The following is a 20714-nucleotide window of genomic DNA, read 5'->3' as shown; positions in this document are numbered from 1 at the left end:
TATAATAACTAAAAAGATTAAGTATTTTGAGAATTTTACTGGCAATTTTATTAAATAAGTTATATTATATATAGTAAAAAATAATTTATTGATTGAATTGGTGGGGTGCAAATGAAAAATACAGCAGCTTTTTTTGATATAGATGGAACTTTATATAGAGAAGGACTAATAACTGAGGTTTTTAAAAAACTTATAAAATATGAGATTGTAAATCCTAAAAAATGGTATGAGGAAGTACAGCCAGAATTTAAGAGATGGGATACGAGGAAAGGTGATTACGATAATTATCTACTTAAGATGGCGGAAATATATGTTGAGGCAGTTAAAGGTCTTCATAAGTCGCAGGTAGAGTTTATTGCAAAACAAGTAGTTAGGCAAAAAGGAGATAGAGTATATACTTATACAAGAGATAGAATTAAATGGCATAAAGCTAATGGACATAAAATAATAACTATCTCAGGTAGTCCTATTGAACTTGTTAAGCAAATGGCAGAAAAATATGGATTTGATGATTATAGGGGAGCTAAGTATGTATTTGATGAAGTAAGCGGAATATATACGGGAGAGGTTATTCCTATGTGGGATAGTATAAGTAAGGATAAGGCCATAAAAGAAATGGAAATGAAATATGATTTAGATCTAAATAAATGCTATGCATATGGTGATACTGCTGGTGATCTATCTATGCTTAAGGCAGTTGGAAAGCCAGTATGTATGAATCCAACAAAGGAACTTGTAAACAAGGTACTGCAGGATGAAAAAATAAAAGACAAAGTGAAAATTGTTGTTGAGAGAAAAGATATGATTTACAAGCTTACAGCTGAATGTATTGAGTGTGATCATAGTGGGAGCAAATCTCCTTTTTAATATGCAATTTATAAATAATGCGAAGTAACAATGCTTCGTCGCATTAAAAGAATTCTATAAATCTAAGATAAAAAAATTCTAAAATCCTAAGATGTTTCAATAACTCGCTGAGAAAACGCTCAGACAGATTGAAACATCTAAGAATTTTAGGATTTTTTTATCAAGATTTATTAGAATTTTTTTAAACTGCTCCTTCGGTATTGTTACTTCGCTCTCACGGTGGTGCAAGGAAAAAATTCCTCCGTACCTACGGAATTTTAGTCGTGGATATTTGTTAACCAATTAAATTTTTGTACTATATGTTTACTAATACTAATTTACATTGATTAACCATTTTTACAGTGCATTTTTCGTAGAGAAGCGGAGAAAAATATTCCTTGATTTTGGACCATGCAAAATAGCATCATTGAAGGAATGGTTTAAATAAAATTTTATAAATCTTAGTGGCAAATTGTTAAAAGCTTTAGAGATTTCAATTTGTTTGAGCATCTTTTCAGCGAGTTATTGAAAGCTCTTAAGATCTTAACAATTTGACACTTAGATTTATTAATTTTATTTAATATTCCAAGATGATGCTACTTTGCATTATTTATAGATAGTTATGGAATAATCTTTTAGTGAGGCTGTTTTTTATAGGCTGATGGGCTTGTATTTGTATTCACTTTAAAGATTCGACTAAAGTAATTTGCATCGTTAAAGCCACAAGCTAAGGCTATTTCTGTTATATTAAGATTGCTTTGCTTTAAAAGTACCTTAGCTTTTTTTATTCTAAGATTATTAATGTATTGGGTTACATTTTCTCCAGTAGACTCTTTAAAAAGTCTGCAAAAATGATAAGTGCTAATATGTGATAAATTTGCGAGCTTATTTAAAGTTATTTGTTTAGTATAGTTGTTTTCTATATAATTTAAGGCTTCACTAAATTGTCTTAATTTAGTCATTTTAGAATTAAGCTCTTTTTGCGTATAAATTTTTGCGATATAATTGCGTAATAATAAAACAATTAATTTAAATATACAGCCTTTTATGGCAAGTTCAAAGCCTATCTCTTTTGAAAAATATTCTCTTATGATTTCATTAATATACTTCAAAAATTCAGGGTCATTTCTAATTAAATTTTCAAATAAAATCATATTATTTGCGAGTGGAGTCATAAATTTTGTCTGACAAGAGTCAATTTGATTGCTAAAAAGAAAAGATAAATCAATTCTAATTACATAGTATTTTAAATTAGCACATGAGTTTTCTATAGAGTGAAGCTCATTACTGTTTATGAGAATAATATCGTCTGCAAAAGCTTCTATTTTTTTAGAATCACATCTAATAATTGCATTTCCTTCGGTAAAATAAAAAAATTGAAGATGTTCATGCCAATGCGTTTTTAAATCGGTTCCTACACTATAATGATTTTTTTCAAATATATCTACAAAAAAATTTTCATCAGGCATTTTTTTATTAAAATAATTTTCAGCGCTTTTTTTCATAAATTTGTCCTTTCATGTATATAGCAAAATAATGCTAATATTAAGCAATATAATTAATGAAATACAATACTTATACCGTTATTATAATAATAGCAATTATAACTTTATGTATCAATTATATGCTAAAAGAAAGGAGAATTTAATATGAATTTATTAGAAAAAAATAAAGAGCATAGCAAGTGGACTGTTTTATTCGTGGTTGTATTAATGTCTTTCATGGCTTGCGTTGATAGCAGTATAGTAAATGTAGCATTACCTACAATGGCAAGAAAACTTTCAGTAAGCATGGCTGAAATAGAGTGGGTCGTAGCTAGTTATGTTATGGTTATTTGTGCTAGCCTTTTGATATTTGGAAGATTAGGAGATATAAAAGGAAAATCAAGGATATTTAAAATTGGTACTATATTGTTTACTTTTGCATCGCTTATGTGTGGACTTTCAACTTCATTAACTATGCTTGTAATTTTTAGAATAATTCAAGGGATTGGTGCTGGTGCGTATATGGCAAATAATCAAGGAATTATAACTCAAATTTTTTCTAAGGAAGAAAGAGGAAAAGCTTTGGGAATATTAGTGTCGGGTGTTGCATTAGGAAATATGATAGGAGCTCCAGTAGGTGGGCTTATTATAAGCTCTTTAAGCTGGAATTATATATTTCTTGTAAATGTGCCTATAGGGATAATAGCCTTTGCAGCAGGTTTGAAGGTACTTCCAAAGGGGAAGAATAATGATGAAGAATTTGATGTTAAGGGAGCAATTTTGTACTCTATAGCAATTATGCTTTTGTTTGGATCATTGATTGGTGAGCAGCAATTTGGTTATAAAAATCTTGTAATTATAATGAGCTTTATTTTATCAATATTTTGTTTGATAGTGTTTATTGTATTACAAAAAAACATGAAAATTCCGCTTTTACAGCTTGAAATTTTTAAAAATGGTTTGTTTTCATTAAGCTTATTTTGTGCATTTGTATCATTTGTATGTTTGTCTGCTTCAATAATTATAATACCATTTTATTTGCAGGATACATTAAAAATGTCTTCTTCAGCGGCGGGACTATTTATGATTGTACAGCCTTTAATCTTGGCTTTAATTTCACCAGCTTCAGGAAATTTAGCAGATAAAATGGGAGCAGAAATTCAAACTTTAATAGGACTTATATTTATGGCAGGTGGATTTTTATTTATGGCATCTTTAAATGAGCATTCCTTTTTTATAAATATAGTATTATGTGTAGCTTTTATAGCTTTAGGACAGGGAATTTTTCAGCCAGCTAATAATTCATTAATAATGTCTACAGTTCCTAAGCACAAGCTTGGTATAGCTGGAAGTGTTAATTCACTTGTAAGAAATTTGGGTCAAATGGTTGGAATAACGTTAGCTACAACTATTTTATATAATTTTATGAGTTATAAAATAGGTTATAGAGTAATAAATTATGTTTTTGGAAGAGACGATGTATTTGTTTATGGTATGAAGCATGTTTATATTGTCTTAGTTTTTATATGCTGTGTGGGGATATTTTTTACAGTGTTTAGAATAATGAAAAAAAAGCAAATTAATAGTTGATTATGAAATTGTTAATAACTTTATGTTACTTGATTGGTATATTTATACAATACAAGCGTAAAATATAATATGAAAAAATATGCATTAAAAATTATATGTTGAAAAAGTATAATGATATAAAATGCATATAAATACATAAATTTAAATTACGTAAGTGTAAAAAGTAAAAATACTAAATTTATGCTAATAAACTGGAAGCTATAACAGTGGACAGTTGACAGTGAAAGATGATTTTTCTCCGTTATGCTTTGAAAAATCTTAAACTTAATGCGCGCGAAGCGCTTGAAATATAGTGCTCGGCGCAGCTGGCACTATTAAGTTTTAAGATTTACCTGAGCAAAGCAAAAGGTAAATTATCCTTAACTGTCAATTGCTGACTGAGATAAATTCCAGGTATGCATCTATATTATAAGTGTATAAATAAAAGAATATATGTAATTACTATAAAAAATATAAATGAATAAAAATCATAAAAAAATTATAAAAATACCATACATTATTAAATGAAATTTAATAATGTATGGTATTTATTTTACAATTAGTAAAAAGTTAATTCTGTATTTATACAAATAAGGTTACTAAATTGATAAATTATGAAAAATTAGCATTTGATATTTCATTAATTATCAAAAAGATGTAAAACATTAAAGGAAAATAATTAAATATATCAAATATATGAATAATATTTTTAATTTTGAATGAATTCTGATTAAAAGTATGATTTTTTATAATTTGTGCTATAAGTTAATAAAAAAAAGAAATATATATTGAGTAAATACTACGCAATTATCAAAAAAAGACAATAATTATTGGAAAATTTTGATTCTGATTAATTTGAAAAAGAATAAAGACAAGAATAATATCAAATCGTGTAGTATAAAAGTAAACTTTTATGTTATTAAAACGCATATTGACTATAATTGCGGTTTAAAAATATAAAAGAATTTATTAGAGGGGGAGTTTTTATGGCTATAACTGTGAAAGAAGCCTTAAATCTTGATATATTACAAGGATTCAAGGTTATTGCTGGAAATAAGGGACTTTCAAACAAAATAAATCATGTAGCAGTTTGGGATTATGAAACACGTGAGTTAATAGCAGAAAATTTTAGCCCAGAAGACTTTGCATTAACTACGTTAGTTGCAATAAGAGATAAGATTGACGAGTTATATGGAGCAGTAGAGACTATGATTGATGTAGGGATAAGCTGCCTAGCGATTAAGAATATTTATTTTGATTATATTCCTAATGAAGTGATTGAACTTGCGAATAAAAATAATTTTCCTATTATGTTATTTAAGGATACGTTTACTGAAGATGTAATTGTAAGTGTTAATAAGGCTATCGATGAAAAAAAGGAATATGAGAATTTAGCTCTCAAAATAGATGACATTTTGTACAAAAACTTAAACGATATAAGTATAAAAAGTATTGCTCGTAAGATAAATATAAATTTTAAAGAACACAATATAGTAGCTTTTTGTAAAAAGAAGAACAACAAATTAGTTGAAATAAAAAGTTTTTCTGATAAGGAAACTGAAGAAGCCTTTAGCAAGGTTATACCATACAAGAATGGGTATGTTCTCATTAATACTTTTGAAGAAGCAAGTAAGAAGGATATTGATAAAATTATTTTGAGAAGGCTTAAGTGGTGGGGATTTGCTGAAAAAGAGTATGTTATAGGTATTAGCAATTTGTATGATAATTTAGAGAGCTTAGGTAAAGCTATACAAGAAAGCTTGTATGCTTTTAGATACTCAACTATGTATGAAAAATCTATTTCGTTTTTTGATGAAATTGGAATAAACAAAATGATGTTCCCTATTTTAGATAATCCTTGGGTAATGAAATATTACAAAGAAATGATAGAACCATTAATTAATTATGATAAAAACCATGAAACAGAATTATTAAAAACTGCTGTAAGGTATGTAGAAAATAATGGAGATATAAAAGCTACAGGGGAAGAATTATTTCAGCATAGTAATACCATAAGATACAGAATAGAGCGAGTGAATAAAATACTAAGCGAAAATTGTAAAACAAAACATTTTTATGAGGAGTTAGCTGTAGCCGTTAGAATATATAATTTGATCAGTACCTCTTTGTAAATTTTATAAAACTATGTACTATGCAATTTAAAATATTACAAATCCGAAATGTCCTCCTAAGGTGTATTATAAGCATATAGAAAATAATTAATGCGAAATTTCAATTGAGCTAAGAGCAAATGACAAATACTACGTAATACTGCTAAGAAAATCTAATATATTTATGCATTACATGTGTAAAAATAATCATAATATGGATGCATTTGTATTAGAATAATGTCTTTTAGTGAGAAATGTTTTTCGCATTTATATAAACCGTAAAGGGGGACAAAACTATGAAACATTTAAAAATTGCTTGTACTGAAGAAGCTAAGGAATATTTTTCAACAGATAGAAACTTGGTTTTAGCTGAAAATACAGATTATACAGATGTAGCAGCAGTTGTATTAACTGATTCTGATGTAGAGCTTATTAGCAATGTACATAATACAAAGTTTGGTATCCCTGTGTTTGTTATTTTAAAAAGCACAGATAAGCTTGATGGTGAACTTCTTAAGAAAGTTTATCACATAATGGATGGAAACAAATTTGATGAAAAGCTTTACTCAAGAGAGATTGAAACTGCTGCAGTTCAATACGAAGAAAAGGTGCTGCCACCATTTTTTAAAACTTTAAGTAATTACGTTGAAAAAGGAAATATACAGTTTGATTGTCCTGGACATCAAGGAGGACAATATTTCCGAAAGCATCCAGCAGGTAGATTTTTTTATGATTTTTATGGAGAAAATGTATTTAGATCAGACATTTGTAATGCAGATGTTGAATTAGGAGATTTGCTTATTCACGAAGGCCCAGCTATGGACGCTGAAAAGCATGCGGCTAAAGTATATAACGCTGATAAAACTTATTTTGTAATGAATGGAACTAGTATTTCTAACTGTGTAGTTACAAATGCTGTAGTTGCACCAGGAGATTTAGTTTTATTCGATAGAAATAACCACAAATCTGTTTACAATTCAGCTTTAGTTCAATCAGGTGGAAGACCTGTATACTTAGAGACAGCTCGTAATCCGTTTGGTTTTATAGGCGGTATAGATGCACACTGTTTTGATGAAGAATATTTAAGAAAATTAGCAGCTAAGGTTGATCCAGAAAAAGCTAAAGAGAAAAGACCATTTAGATTAGCTGTAATTCAACTTGGAACTTATGATGGAACTATATACAATGCTAGACAAGTAGTCGATAAAATTGGACATCTCTGCGACTATATCTTATTTGATTCAGCATGGGTTGGATATGAACAATTTATACCTATGATGAGAGACTGTTCTCCTCTATTATTAGATTTAAATGAGAATGATCCTGGAATATTTGTAACACAATCTGTTCACAAACAACAGGCTGGATTCTCACAAACATCTCAAATTCACAAGAAAGATAAACATATTAAAGGTCAAAAACGTTATGTAGATCATAAAAGATTTAATAATGCATATATGCTTCATGCTTCTACTAGTCCGTTCTATCCATTATTCTCAGCACTTGATGTTAATGCAAGAATGCAAGAGGGTGAGGCTGGTAAGCGTTTATGGTCAGATTGTGTGAAATTAGGAATTGAAGCTAGAAAGTTAGTTCTAAAAAATTGTACAATGTTTAGACCATTTATTCCACCAGTTGTAAGCGGAAAGAAGTGGGAAACTTACGATACAGAAGAAATTGCAAATAATATTGAATTCTTCAAATTCTATCCAGGAGAAAAGTGGCATTCTTTTGAAGGATATGCTGAAAATCAATACTTTGTTGATCCTAATAAATTTATGTTAACAACACCTGGCATTAATGCTGAAACTGGTGAATATGAAGACTTTGGTATTCCAGCTACTATTCTTGCAAATTATTTAAGAGAACATGGAATTATACCAGAAAAGAATGATTTAAATTCAATATTATTCTTATTAACACCAGCAGAAACTATGACAAAGATGAACAATCTTGTATCCCTATTAACTAAGTTTGAATATCTTGTAAAAGAGGATGCTCCATTGAGTGAGGTTCTACCAAACCTTTGCAGTAAACATGGTGATCGCTATAAAGGATATACAATTAGAAGGTTATGTCAGGAAATGCATAACTTCTACAAAAAGAGCGATGCAAAGACATACCAAAAGAATTTATTTAGAGCAGCTTCGCTTCCAGAACAAGCAATTACTCCTCAACAGGCTAACTGGGAACTTGTAAGAAATAATGCTAAGTTAGTTAAATTAGAAAATATCACTGGAGAAATAGCATTGGAAGGTGCACTTCCATATCCACCAGGAGTTTTCTGTGTTGTTCCAGGGGAAAAGTGGAATACAGTAGCACAAACATACTTCTTAATATTGAAAGATGGAATAAATCAATTTCCAGGTTTTGCTCCAGAAATTCAAGGTGTTTACTTAAAAGAAGAAGATGGCGTTATTAATGCCTATGGATATGTATTAGATAAAAAGTCTAAGTAATTTAGTGGTTTATGTGGTAAACTACTTGAAATTTCTAAAGTTAACAATGTACTAGATGCAATGCACAATTAATTTAGAGTTATCTTCTTTAATTGTGCATTGTGGATTAAACTTTAGCAGTTTAGAGAGTTTATCTGTAATTATATATTTAGTATTTATAAATAAATTATATCAGAGGGGGAGGAATTAATTATGGAAAAACAGAAGAATAAAATGAGTGTTCTTCAGCTAACAATAATAACTGCTATAAACATGATGGGTTCTGGAATAATAATGCTTCCTGCTAAGTTAGCTCAAGTTGGAACAATGTCAATTCTTTCGTGGCTCGTTACAGCAGTTGGATCAATGGCATTAGCTTATGCTTTTGCTCAATGTGGTATGTTTAGTAGAAATGCTGGCGGTATGGGTGGATATGCCGAGTATTCCTATGGAAAAGCAGGAAGCTTCATGTGTAATTATACCTATGGAGTATCTCTTGTAATCGCTAATGCGGCAATTGCAATTTCTGCTGTTGGTTATGCAGCTGTGCTTTTAGGAATAACGCTTTCGCCACTGCAAGTAGCACTATGTACAATTTTTACTTTATGGTTAGCTACAGTGCTTAACTTTGGAGGAGCAAGTATAACAGGTAAACTTGGATCAATTACTGTATGGGGTGTAATTGCACCTGTACTCGTTATGTGTACTGCAGGATGGTTTTGGTTTAGTGGTAAGCAGTATGCAGGCTCATGGAATCCTAATCATTTCTCGTTTTTTAACGGTATTGGAAAGTCAATAGCAATAACCTTATGGGCGTTCTTAGGTCTTGAATCAGCTTCTGCAAACATGGATTCAGTTGATAATCCTAAGAAGAATGTTCCTATTGCATGTCTAGGAGGAACTATAGGTGCCGCACTTATATATATTATTTCAACAAATGTTATAGCTGGAATAGTTCCAAATGCACAGTTAGTGAAATCTGATGCACCTTTTGGACTCGCATTTGCTTCTATGTTTGGACCTGTTGCAGGTAAAGTAGTTATTGGACTTATGGTTATGTCTTGCTTTGGTTCATTACTTGGATGGCAATTTACTATTGCACATGTTTTTAGAAGTTCTGCAGATGAAGGTTATTTTCCTAAAATATTCAGCAAGGTTACAAAGACAGGTACACCAATTGTTGCAATGGTTATTATTACTTGTATTCAAAGTTTACTTGCCTTAATGACAATTAGTCCAAGTTTAAGTAAGCAATTCGATACGCTAGTTAACTTGGCGGTGGTAACAAATATTATCCCATATTTACTATCTATGAGCTCGTTAAAAGTAATACAAAAATCAGAAGGTGTGCCAGATTCAAAGGCTAGGGTTACTGATCTTATTGCTTTAGTGGCTTCACTATATAGTTTGTATGCTCTTTATGGTTGCGGGCTTGAAGCAATGACATATGGTGGTATAGTTACTTTTGCTGGATGGACATTATATGGATTTGTTTCACATCGTTTCGATTTAAAGAAGAACGAAGTTTAGTATAATAATAGAATTTGATTTAACTTCCTTTTGGTGAATGAATAGTTAATATTTTTAATTGGGCTGATTATATGCCTAAGCCATACGTGTGTGTATCTCCAATAGATATAATAGACATAGATTTGTATAAATCTATGTCTATTTTTATATATCCATATTATAATATTTAAATTAATACTTTAGGCATTCATTTCTCCTCTTTTTATTAAGTCCTGTTTTATTTTATTTTCATTGTTCTCATATTTGCTGTATATCAGCATAGGAATACATGCAACTATAAATAATATGGCTGGCAGCCAAACAAAGCTGAATTCAATACCAAACAAAGAAGTTGAGGTTTGAGTTTTATTTGCTACATATCCAAAAGCACCCATGATTTGAGCAGGTAAAAATCCACCAATACCACTTCCTGCTTTGATGCAGAAGGCACTTCCTATAGAAGTTAAGAAGCCGCTAGCTCTTATTCCTGTTTTCCATTGTCCATAATCTACAGCATCTGATAACATAGCAAATGGCATAGAACATGCGACTCCAGAGCCAACAGAGCCTAGTACATAAAAAATGATAACTAAGGTTACATTAGAACCTGAAAAATGTAATAACATATTTGAAAGGGCAGCTACCAAAAGGGCGCCTATCATGACTGTTCTTTTATTTGATATCTTAACCATAAATGGAATGAGTATCATACCAACTACAGTTAGAATTGATAGAGAACCAACTATGGGAACAAGATATTTCATATGAAGATTGTATTCAAAGTAATATATTTGAGCGGAGGATCTTACATTGCTTCCAATCCAATAAATTAAATTTGCTGTAACTAAAAGTATCCATGGCCAATTTCCTTTTACAGCTTTTAAGCTGCTTTTTATAGGAATAGATTTAAGTTCACTTACATTTTTTTCTCTTAAATTTCTAAAAGCAGTTACAAGCATTAGTATAGCAACAATACCGAACACAGCAAGAGTAAGAGAAAAGCCCTTTCTATTATTACCTGCACCTAAAATTGCAACAAGAGGCAATACTAAATTTGTCAAAAGTGTACCAATATTTCCGCCTACCATTCTATAAGAGTTCAATACTACTCTTTCTTCTGAATCGCTTGAGAGGTTAGGTAGTATGGCTGTTATTGGGGTGGCTATACCCGTATAACATACTCCAGCACAGATATATGTTACTGCTGCATAAACAATTTTTAATGTTCCGGACAAGTGTGGTGTTGTAAAGGTTAACCATGTAAAAAATGCAAAAGGTATACATAACCACAAGAAATATGGTCTACTTTGTCCCCATTTTGTATGAGTATGGTCTACGAGGAAACCCCATATAGGTGCATCAATAGCATCTACTAGTCTTGTTGCTAGTAGCAAAGTTCCTGCAATTCCAACACTTAAACCAAAGACGTCTGTAAAGTAATACAATAAATAGGTACTTATTACAACATAAAGAAGATTACCTGCACAATCAGTCATTCCATAGCTAATTCTTTGATAAATAGGAATGGAAATTTTTCGTTTAACATCATTTTTCATTTTATATTTCCTCCCGAAAATTATATATCTTTATTTATCCATACTTTCATTTCGCCAATTTCTCTGTTTGCCCAGCTGTAATAAGGGATAAAGGTTATTTTTTTATTCTCATATTTTGGGGCTTTTGCGTCTGCTATATATAAATCGTCATTCCAATTATCAGATACTATAAGCTTTTTAGCATTACAAGTGATTTTAGCTATTCCACCAAGTAAATTAGGGTCATACTCGCATTCGTATTTAACATCCTTAGTAAGTTTAATTAAATGAAGATTATCACCGTTATCTGATTCTTCTAAGCAATATACAAGAGGACCTCTTTGTAATGCTACTTTGCCAAGATCATCCTTTATATGCGGGTTAGCGGATATTTCATGAATCTCCATTTCTAAATTGATTTCTATTAAATCAGAGTTTTTAAAGTCTTTAGTAATGTAGGCATATCCATCTGATATTTTATAATCTACATTTTCACCATTTAATTTGATTGTGTAGGAATGGCACCAATCTGGCAGTCTAAATGCCATTGTAAAATTAGTTGTTTGATCTACTTTTAAAGATATTTTTATATTTCCTGACCATGGATAATTTGTTTCCTGTTTAAGCAAAATGGTGCTATTATTTAATGAAAGTTCAGCTTCATTTGCCATATATAAGTGAGTATAAACGGTGTTATTAGATACAGTGTAAACGTATTTACCTATGGAGGTTAAAGTTCTTGCTAGATTTGGAGGACAACAAGCACAGCCAAACCAAGATGGTCTAGTAACCTTTACGTGACTTTTAGTTGGGTCATATTTGCTTGCCTTTGGGTCAACTTCTAGAGGGTTAACATAGAAAAAGTGTTTCCCATCTAAGGCCATACCGCTGATTGATGAGTTATATAAGCTCCTTTCTAAAACATTTGAATAAATGCTAGAAGGTTCACTTTTTAACATATTGTGAGCAAAAAACGCAAGGCCAACAGAGGCACAAGTTTCACAGTACATTGTGTCATTTGGTAAATCGTAATCGAAGGTAAAAGCTTCTCCAGATACAGTAGAACCAATACCACCTGTTACATACATTCTTTTTTTAGTTATATTTGTCCAAAGCCTTTTACATGCAGCGAGCATTTCAGCATCTTTTGTTAGATAAGCTACATCAGCTAAGGCTGTACACATGTACACTAATCTTACAGCATGGCCTTCAGCAGTATCTTGATCTAAAACGGGTTTGTGAACTTGAAAATATTTTTTCTCAGAGGTATTCATGCCTTTTATTATTTCTTCTTTATTGATATCTTTTTCTAGTTGTTCATATAAGAAGTCACTGTCTTTTCCTCTCTGCTTTAAAAAATATTCACTCATTTCAAGATACTTTTTGTTTTCAGTTACGACATATAGTTTAGCTAATCCTATTTCTACTTCTTCATGTCCATCATAACCATGTATTTTACCTTCTTCTGGACCAAAGCATTTGCATATGCAGTCAGCCAATTTAGAGGCTATAGATAATACTTTGTTTTTCCCAGTAGCATTATAATAAGCTACAGCGGCTTCCATAAAATGTCCAGCACAATAAAGTTCATGACTTTCAAGTAGACGTTTGAACTTTCTCTCTGGTGCATCTATAGTGAAATAAGTGTCCAAATATCCATCCTTTTCTTGAGCAAGTTCTATTAGATCTATAACGCTATCTGCTATTTTTTCAAGCTCTGGATCCTTTTCATTTGTCAAGGAATATGAAACTGCTTCTAACCATTTGTATACATCACTGTCTTGGAAAACGTAACCATAGTGATGTCCACTTTTAAGACCGGCAGCAATTTTGAAATTTTCAATAGCATGGCTTTTTTCAGCGGGAATATTTTTATCATTTCTTTCTCGTTCAATTTTTATGTTTGCCTCATCATTTAAAACCTGCCATTGGTATGGAATCATTTCATTCTTTACTAGGCTTATATACTTTGACCAAAACTTATCCTTAATGTGTATTTTTTTGAGATCTACTTCATTATTTATAATTTTCATTTAAATCAACTCCTTCTATGATAGGTATGACAAATCCGACATTTAGTGCTAATATTAAATATGTGATTAGAACAAACTTTTATTATTTTTTGACCCGGATAGAAATAATATTTTACCTTGCATTGACATAAGGGCTTGAAAAAACTATAATCATATTAGTTAAATGTTTTCATATCACAGGCTATATTATAAATCGTTTACAAAAGTCGGACAACTAATAAAATCGTATTTTTGGTGGTGAAATCAGATATGATATATTTTAAGACAAATGTAAGCAGTCCTCTTTTATATTTCAAATCCGGACAATTTATATGCGAAGAGAATTGGCAGCATAATTCATTTATTTTTGATAAAGACTATGAGATTATTATTGGTGTAAAGGGTACCATTTATATTCAACAAGGCGAGGAAAAATATGAAGTAAATCCGGGCGATGTTCTACTTCTAGTTCCGAAAACTCTTCATTTCGGATATGCTCCTTCTAAGGCGGGTACTAGCTTTTATTGGCTGCATTTCTTTTGTACTTCTGAAGAAAAAGTACTTACAAAATCAGAAATTTATGAAGAGGTTGTTTCTATGATGGATAAAGATAAGCCTCAGGATAGTATACTTTTACCAACGTTTTTTTCATTAACTGATGCAGGAAAATCATTTATATATTTAAAACAAATTTTGCATATAGCAAATTCACAATACTATACACATTTAGCTACAAGCTACTTAGTGTCGGAGCTTGCTATAGAGTTAACCCAGCAATTTATAAATTCTTTTAAACCTCCATCTAAAAAAGATGTGGTTAATAAAAAGTTTTTCGATGTTCTAGAGTGGATAAGAGTAAATGTGCTAAAGGATATTTCCGTAGAGATAGTGGCAAATAATTTTAATTTTACACCTGATTATCTAACTCGTTTATTTAAGAAGAATCTTGGAATGAGTACATTAAAATATATAAATAGCATTAAATTGAATAAAGCAAAGGAACTTCTTATAAATACGGATAAGAGTATTAAGGAGATTTCGTATATGCTTTGTTTTAAAGATGAAAAGTATTTTATGAAGTTATTTAAGAAATGTGAAGGTTTAACCCCATCACAGTATAGAGATGCATATCCTAAAACATACATTAATACTGATTCTTATGATCCTGATATCCCAATGCCAGATTATCTATCATCGAACAAACTATAAATGAAAGTGCGAAGGAACAATGCTTCGTCGCATAAACCAATAGGGGTTTGGGCGTTTAGCCCATGTGATTCTTGAACTAGATAAAAGTATTCTCTTAAATAATCCTATAAATTTAAGTGGTGATTTTAAGCGAGTGCTTGCTCGAGGTATAGAAGGATAATGGGCAAAGCCCAAACCTCGTGGATGGTTACTCGCTGAAAAAATGCTCAGACAGATTGAAATATCTAAGTATTTTACAATTTTTGAACCAAGATTTATTAGGATTTTTTTAAAATCGTTCCTTCAGCATTGTTACTTCGCTCCCACGGTAGTGCAGTGAATAATGCAAATTTAACTATAGCTTTGCCTCCTTTTTTAGTATAGAAAAAATAAGCTGATTATATTTGTTTTCACCAATCCAGTAATGTTCTCTCATTTGTCCATCTAGCCTAAAGTTGAATTTTTTTAAAAGATTTATTGAAGCAAGGTTATTTGAAGAGGTGGTGGCATATAACTTATTTAAGTTTAAGGTGGTATCTTTAAAGGCTTTAGCTATAAAAAGTTTAAGCATAATACTGCCGAGCCCTTTATTTCTATTGGGCTCTGGCATATAATATCCAAACTCAGCACTATGATTTCTTGGGTTGTAGTTGAACAATGAAATTTTTCCTAAAGGTATATTAAAGATATCTTGGTTTATAAGTATATAAGTTTTCTTGCATTGCATTGATTTTTTTAGTTTATTCGTATACTCATTATATGAATTTGCTAAATTTACTGGTCTGCAGGTGTAATAATCAAAGTGCGTTTCTGCAATTTGCCAGTTATATAATTCATTGAAGTATTTGCTTGTTAATAATATAAGGTCGTAATTGTTATTCATTTGTTGAATTATACCTCCCTTAGCATTTCTGTTTTTTCACCGACAGAGTAGATATAAAGCTTATGCAGTGGACGTGTCATTGCAATATAAAGAAGTTTTACATCAAGTTCGTCTGGTGTATACTGCTCTTTTGATGCATTTGCTATTATAACCATGTCAAATTCAAGACCTTTAACTAAATAAGAAGGTATTATCAGGATTCCACCAGCATAATTATTTTCCTTTTCATTTATTATTTGTATGTTGAAACTTGAATTTTTAAATAGACTTTTAAGTTCCTTGCACTCTTTCATAGTCTTACATATGATTGCAGCAGATTTTAATTTGTTTTTATGTAAGTCTAACAGATTTTTTTCAATTTCATTTTTTACTTTAGCTAGAGAACCTTTTTCCATTACAGTTACAGGGTCGCCGTGACGTATTACTGGTTTTGCCAGTGGAAGGCTCTTGTTATTTAAAAATCTTATAACTGAATTTGCAGCATCCATTATTTCGATTGTGGTTCTATAACTTTGTTCTAGTTTTAGCAAAGCTGGCTCATTGGTTCCAAAGATAAGGTCTGCGGTTTTGTTCCAATCTGTAACTCCTCTAAAACTGTATATTCCTTGACATAAGTCTCCAAGGATTGTAAAAGAAGGACTATCTATTATTTCTTTTAATACGGAAAATTGAAAAAGGCTAAAATCTTGAGCTTCGTCTATGATTATGTGTCTTATGTTTATTTTTTCGTCTAGACCTTGAGTTAAATATTTTATATACATTAAAGGAGCTAAATCTTCAAACTCAACGACGTTTTTGTCTAAGATATCTTTTGAAGTTTCTCTTATTAATTCTGAGAGTTCATGATTTATATATTTTTCAGTGAGTTTATTAAATAAAGCCTTATCATTTAGCAGCTTTTTATAATATTCAAGCGGGGATAAAACAGAAATTTTCGATAAATAATTTTTAACCAGAGTTTTTGAATTTTTCTTTATGTTTTTTAGCAGGGCATCTCTTTCGTCTACTAGTTTTATTATAATTTTGCGTCTTTCAGGTGAATCTGGAGCTTCATCTCTAACCTTGTTTAGTTTTTCATCATAGGAGTTTTCAACTCTTTGTAAAATTCTTGCTTTGTTATTTTCAATACTATTTGTAAGATGCTTTTTTATTTCATTTACTCTTTTCATTAGAGGTAAGCTTTTGTAGTCCTCTAAAAACCATCTTTTAATGTTTGCTGAAGGAATAAGAACAAAAGTGTGAATTTTAAAATCTTCATATGGGATGAAATTTTGTTCTATTGTTTTAATGAAGCTCTGTATTGCCGCTTTAAATTCCAGAGAAGCTTTAAAATTTGATACCTTTTTTATATTTTCACAGTTTATGCTGTCTCTTAAATTTACGAGGTCAGAAAGCTTTTTTGTACTTGGCATGATTTTTAACTTTCTTCCTATAATTTTTTGAGCAAAATCTTCGAAGGTTGTCTGCATAACGTTTTCTACGCCAAGCTCTGGCAAAACATCAGATATATAGCTTAGGAAAAAGTGGCTGGGAGCCATAATCATAAAGTTTTCAGGTTTTAATTTTTTTTCAAAGGTGTATATTAAATAAGCAATTCTATGAAGGGCAATTGTAGTTTTACCACCTCCAGCAGCACCTTGAACAATTAAAGGTCTCCACATATTTGCTCTTATGACTTTGTTTTGCTCAACTTGTATTGTTGAAACTATATCTTTAAGTCTGTTATCCTTACTTGAGCTTAAACATGCTTGAAGAAAATCATCATTTGTTGTAATATCCACATCGTAGAAATCTTCAAGTTTACCATTTTCAATCATATATTGGCGTTTTAAGCTTATTTCTCCCTTTATATTGCCATCTGGACAAGTATAACTTGCTTTTCCAATACGACCATCATAGTAAAGGTTGGATATAGGAGCTCTCCAATCTACAATTAAAAATTCACCAGTTTCCTCTTTTAGAAGAGACATTTTTCCAATATATAAGTTTTGAAGTTTATCCACATCTGTTTCTTTAAAATCCACTCGCGCAAAATACGGTTTTAAAAGACACCGCTCTGCATTTTGAACTTTTTGATTTAGGCTGTCCCTTATGGAAGTGTTCAAGGTAACCTGAGTAAATTGTTCTTTGTTATCTGGATCAAAGTGCTTAAGCTGAGAATCTATTTGTGAATCTAAACTGTTTTTTTGCTTTGCAATAACTCTATTGTATATTTTTAAATAATCAAGAGTATAGTTGAGCCTTTTAAGCTCTAGGCTATAATCAGGATGTTTATTCAATTTAATCACCTCGTTTAATTTAGAGTAGAGAGTAAAGAGTAGAGAGTAGAGAGTAGAGTGAAGGAGAATTTTCTGCTTTGGCAGAAAATTTAAAACTTAATGGGCTTTCGCCCAAACCTTTTTAGTATGTCTTCAGCGAAGCTGAAATTATAAGTTTAAAGATTTATTCTACGAAAGGAGGATAAATCATCCTTCACTGTCCTCTGCTTCTATGATCCTGTTCCAGTGTAGTGTCTTACGCCAAATCTCCATAAAGCATAGCTTGGAATAACAAATAAGCATGCAATTAATGGAGACAGGATATAAATGGGATTGCGACTTCTTCCTATTATATATAGAAGAGGGTAGTAGTTAACAAAGGCTAATGGAATGACAAATGTAAAAAATCTTAGTACAGAGGTTTTATATATGTCTAATGGGTACTGGGCAAGTTCTCTTCCACCATCTGTAAAAATGTTTATGACTTCAAGACTTTCTATTGTGAAAAAGCAGATTACTGCGGAAATCATAAATAAGCCGAAGAATAAAAAAGTTCCACCTGCTATCATCAATATAAGTGTAAGAATTTTATCGGGCGAGAAGTGAACTCCACAGGTTTTTATTGAATATATAAATATTATTAATGCTTGAACAAGTTTGCCTATTCTTGTAAGTTCAATTTTTGTACCTAATACTTGAAGCACTTCGTTTCTTGGTCTTGTAAGTATTCTGTCAAAACCTCCATCAGATATTATTGAAGAAAAATTGTCAAAACCTCTTCCAAAACATTCAGCTAGTGAGAAGGACATAAAAATCGTACTAAAGCATAAAAGCACTTCATTAAAGCTGTAATTTTTAATGTTTCCAAAGCGTGTAAATAAAAAATAGATGCTAAGGAAGGAGAAAAAGGTTGTTAAGCATTGACCAATAGTTGTAAGAAAGAACGAAATTTTATACTGCATTACGGATTTTAGTTGAATTGAAAAGTACTTTAAATATAATTTCATAGTCAGCCTCCTTGTACCGTTACGCGTTTTAATGCTTTAGAGATTATGAATTTACCAATAATAATTAAAACTATTGCCCAAAGAATTTGCAAAGCTATAGGAGAAAGGGCTTCACTCACTGGAATTTGGCCACTGTAAATTCTAAATGGAACATTCTGCATTGCAGCAAAGGGTGATATATAAATATATTTTGTGAGCCAGTCAGGTAAAAATGGCAGTGGTACAAGACCTCCAGAAAGAAAATCTGCTGTCATTACAAGAGCAAGTCGCACGCCAATAGGTGATACTGTATAAAAGGTAAATATATAAACCAGCATGCAGTAGGAAATTACTACTATAAAACTTAAAAAGGCTGTAATTAAAAATAATAAAGCAGAGGCTGGTGAATTTGGTAAGTTAAATTTATACGGTGCTGGCAAGAAAAAAGCTATAATGAGTATCGGAAAACATCGCAGGAGTGTTCTTGAAAGTCTCACAGCACAGCTTTTAACAAACCAGGTATTGTATATATCAAAAGGTCTGCATAGTTCATAAGCTATATTTCCACTTGTTATTAAATTAAAAATATCATTATCTAAGAACCAGGTCATGAAAAGTGCTAAAAATGCTTGTTGAAGCCATATATAACTGGAAAGCTGAGAAAAATTCATAGGTGCCTTTGAGGGATTACTTTTATACAAAGCTTGGTACAACATTATATACATAAAGCCCCAGGCAAATTGTGTGGCAACTCCAGCATAGGCAGCAGTTCTGTATTGAAGACCGTTTATAAAGCGAATCTTAAAAAAACATAAATAGGCTTTCATATGCTATACTCCTTATAAAGAGATGCAACCATTTCTTCAGTAGAGATGTCAGAAACTGAAACATCAAGTAGTTCCGTCTGCGCAGCAAAATATGCAATTGCATCTGAAACCTGTAAAAGTGATGGATCAAGGGAAATTACGACTTGCCCTTCACTAGCTTCAATAAGTGACATTCCTGCACAAATATTAGGTACTTTGCCGCTGTATTTTATCACAAGTGTTTTGCGCTCCGATGCATGTTTTTTTAATTCATCTAGGCCTCCGTTAAGTAGTATTTTCCCTTTGCCGATTAACAGTATACGATTGGTTAGTGCCTCAATATCCTGCATATCGTGGGTTGTAAGAATAACTGTTGTACCATGTTCAGTGTTCAGCTTTTTAATAAACTTGCGCACAGCTATTTTGGAAACTGCATCAAGACCTATAGTTGGTTCATCTAAAAACAATGTTTTTGGATTGTGCAGCAGAGAAGCAGCAATTTCACAACGCATACGTTGACCAAGACTTAGATTTCGCGCTGGCGTTTTTAATAATTCACTTAAATCAAGAAGCTGGGAAAGCTCATCTAAATTGGTCTTAAAAAGCTTTTCGTTAATCTTGTACATATCGCGTATTAATTCAAAGCTGTCAATGACAGGTACATCCCACCAGAGCTGACTCCTTTGTCCAAATACAACTCCAATTTCACGGACATGAGCTATACGGTTTTTCCAAGGAGTACGTCCATTTATAATGCATTCTCCACTATCAGGAGTAAGAACTCCGCACATAATTTTGATTGAGGTACTTTTTCCAGCACCGTTTGGTCCTATGTAGCCAACCATTTCACCATCATTAATTGTGAAGGATATATTTTCAAGAGCTTTTACTACTTCGTATTCTCTATTGAACAGAGCTTTAAAAGCATTACCAAGTCCGGCATTTCGTTTGGCAACTTTGAAGGATTTAGAAATTCCTTTTAATTCAATCATTTAAACACCTCACTTTTCTAGAGCAGAGAGTAAAGAGTAGAGTGAATGTGGATTTAATTTTCGTTTCCTTCGGGTAAATCTTAAAACTTAATAGTGT

Annotated in this window: 14 protein-coding genes; 6 read left to right on the top strand and 8 right to left on the bottom strand. The window is 31.3% G+C overall.

Annotation, left to right across the window (positions count from 1 at the left end; translation table 11 throughout):
- The first annotated feature begins 111 nt into the window (after positions 1-111).
- Positions 112-867, top strand: coding sequence for an HAD-IB family hydrolase (locus ACJDT4_RS20775; protein WP_406789515.1), 756 nt, complete (start codon positions 112-114; stop codon positions 865-867).
- A 614-nt stretch (positions 868-1481) separates the two neighbouring features.
- Here the strand turns inward: ACJDT4_RS20775 and ACJDT4_RS20770 are convergent.
- The gene (locus ACJDT4_RS20770) at positions 1482-2351 is read right to left on the bottom strand and encodes an AraC family transcriptional regulator (protein ID WP_406789514.1); all 870 of its coding nucleotides are present in this window, start codon (positions 2349-2351) and stop codon (positions 1482-1484) included.
- Between the two features lie 144 nt (positions 2352-2495).
- Between ACJDT4_RS20770 and ACJDT4_RS20765 the strand changes: the two genes are divergently transcribed.
- The 4 genes from ACJDT4_RS20765 to potE all read left to right on the top strand — a co-directional run bounded on the left by ACJDT4_RS20765 (position 2496) and on the right by potE (position 9978).
- A complete protein-coding gene (locus tag ACJDT4_RS20765; RefSeq protein WP_406789513.1) occupies positions 2496-3920 on the top strand; it encodes an MFS transporter in 1425 nt (474 codons plus the stop codon).
- A gap of 965 nt (positions 3921-4885) precedes the next feature.
- Positions 4886-6031, top strand: a complete 1146-nt coding sequence (locus ACJDT4_RS20760) for a PucR family transcriptional regulator (protein ID WP_406789512.1) — start codon at positions 4886-4888, stop codon at positions 6029-6031.
- Positions 6032-6306: 275 nt separating this feature from the next.
- Positions 6307-8469, top strand: coding sequence for an ornithine decarboxylase (locus tag ACJDT4_RS20755; RefSeq protein ID WP_406789511.1), 2163 nt, complete (start codon positions 6307-6309; stop codon positions 8467-8469).
- 192 nt (positions 8470-8661) lie between these two features.
- The gene (potE, locus tag ACJDT4_RS20750) at positions 8662-9978 is read left to right on the top strand and encodes a putrescine-ornithine antiporter (protein WP_406789510.1); all 1317 of its coding nucleotides are present in this window, start codon (positions 8662-8664) and stop codon (positions 9976-9978) included.
- Between the two features lie 179 nt (positions 9979-10157).
- On the opposite strand, the gene ACJDT4_RS20745 is transcribed toward potE, so the two are convergent.
- Together ACJDT4_RS20745 and ACJDT4_RS20740 are read right to left on the bottom strand one after the other, a co-directional pair.
- Complete coding sequence (locus ACJDT4_RS20745; RefSeq protein WP_406789509.1) at positions 10158-11513, bottom strand: glycoside-pentoside-hexuronide (GPH):cation symporter; 1356 nt, start codon at positions 11511-11513, stop codon at positions 10158-10160.
- A gap of 20 nt (positions 11514-11533) precedes the next feature.
- Positions 11534-13525, bottom strand: coding sequence for a glycoside hydrolase family 127 protein (locus tag ACJDT4_RS20740; RefSeq protein WP_406789508.1), 1992 nt, complete (start codon positions 13523-13525; stop codon positions 11534-11536).
- Positions 13526-13774: 249 nt separating this feature from the next.
- Here ACJDT4_RS20740 and ACJDT4_RS20735 point away from each other — a divergent pair, with 249 nt between their 5' ends.
- Entirely contained in the window at positions 13775-14713 is a 939-nt protein-coding gene (locus tag ACJDT4_RS20735) for an AraC family transcriptional regulator (RefSeq protein WP_406789507.1), read from the top strand.
- 334 nt (positions 14714-15047) lie between these two features.
- On the opposite strand, the gene ACJDT4_RS20730 is transcribed toward ACJDT4_RS20735, so the two are convergent.
- The 5 genes from ACJDT4_RS20730 to ACJDT4_RS20710 form a co-directional block, all read right to left on the bottom strand.
- Positions 15048-15575: a GNAT family N-acetyltransferase gene (locus ACJDT4_RS20730; RefSeq protein WP_406789506.1), complete on the bottom strand. Its 528-nt coding sequence runs from the start codon at positions 15573-15575 to the stop codon at positions 15048-15050.
- Between the two features lie 8 nt (positions 15576-15583).
- Positions 15584-17863: an RNA polymerase recycling motor HelD gene (gene helD, locus ACJDT4_RS20725; RefSeq protein WP_406789505.1), complete on the bottom strand. Its 2280-nt coding sequence runs from the start codon at positions 17861-17863 to the stop codon at positions 15584-15586.
- 200 nt (positions 17864-18063) lie between these two features.
- Positions 18064-18840, bottom strand: a complete 777-nt coding sequence (locus ACJDT4_RS20720) for an ABC transporter permease (RefSeq protein WP_406789504.1) — start codon at positions 18838-18840, stop codon at positions 18064-18066.
- Positions 18841-18842: 2 nt separating this feature from the next.
- Positions 18843-19646, bottom strand: a complete 804-nt coding sequence (locus ACJDT4_RS20715) for an ABC transporter permease (RefSeq protein ID WP_406789503.1) — start codon at positions 19644-19646, stop codon at positions 18843-18845.
- On the bottom strand, positions 19643-20617 hold the full coding sequence (locus ACJDT4_RS20710; protein ID WP_406789502.1) for an ABC transporter ATP-binding protein: 975 nt from the start codon (positions 20615-20617) through the stop codon (positions 19643-19645). The genes ACJDT4_RS20715 and ACJDT4_RS20710 overlap by 4 nt, the downstream gene beginning before the upstream one ends.
- Positions 20618-20714: the final 97 nt, after the last annotated feature.

The organism is Clostridium neuense (genome assembly GCF_045310695.1).
Classification (GTDB): Bacteria; Bacillota; Clostridia; order Clostridiales; family Clostridiaceae; genus Clostridium_S; species Clostridium_S neuense.
The sequence above is the reverse complement of the archived record's forward strand: the minus strand, read 5'-3'. Positions and strand labels throughout refer to the sequence as shown.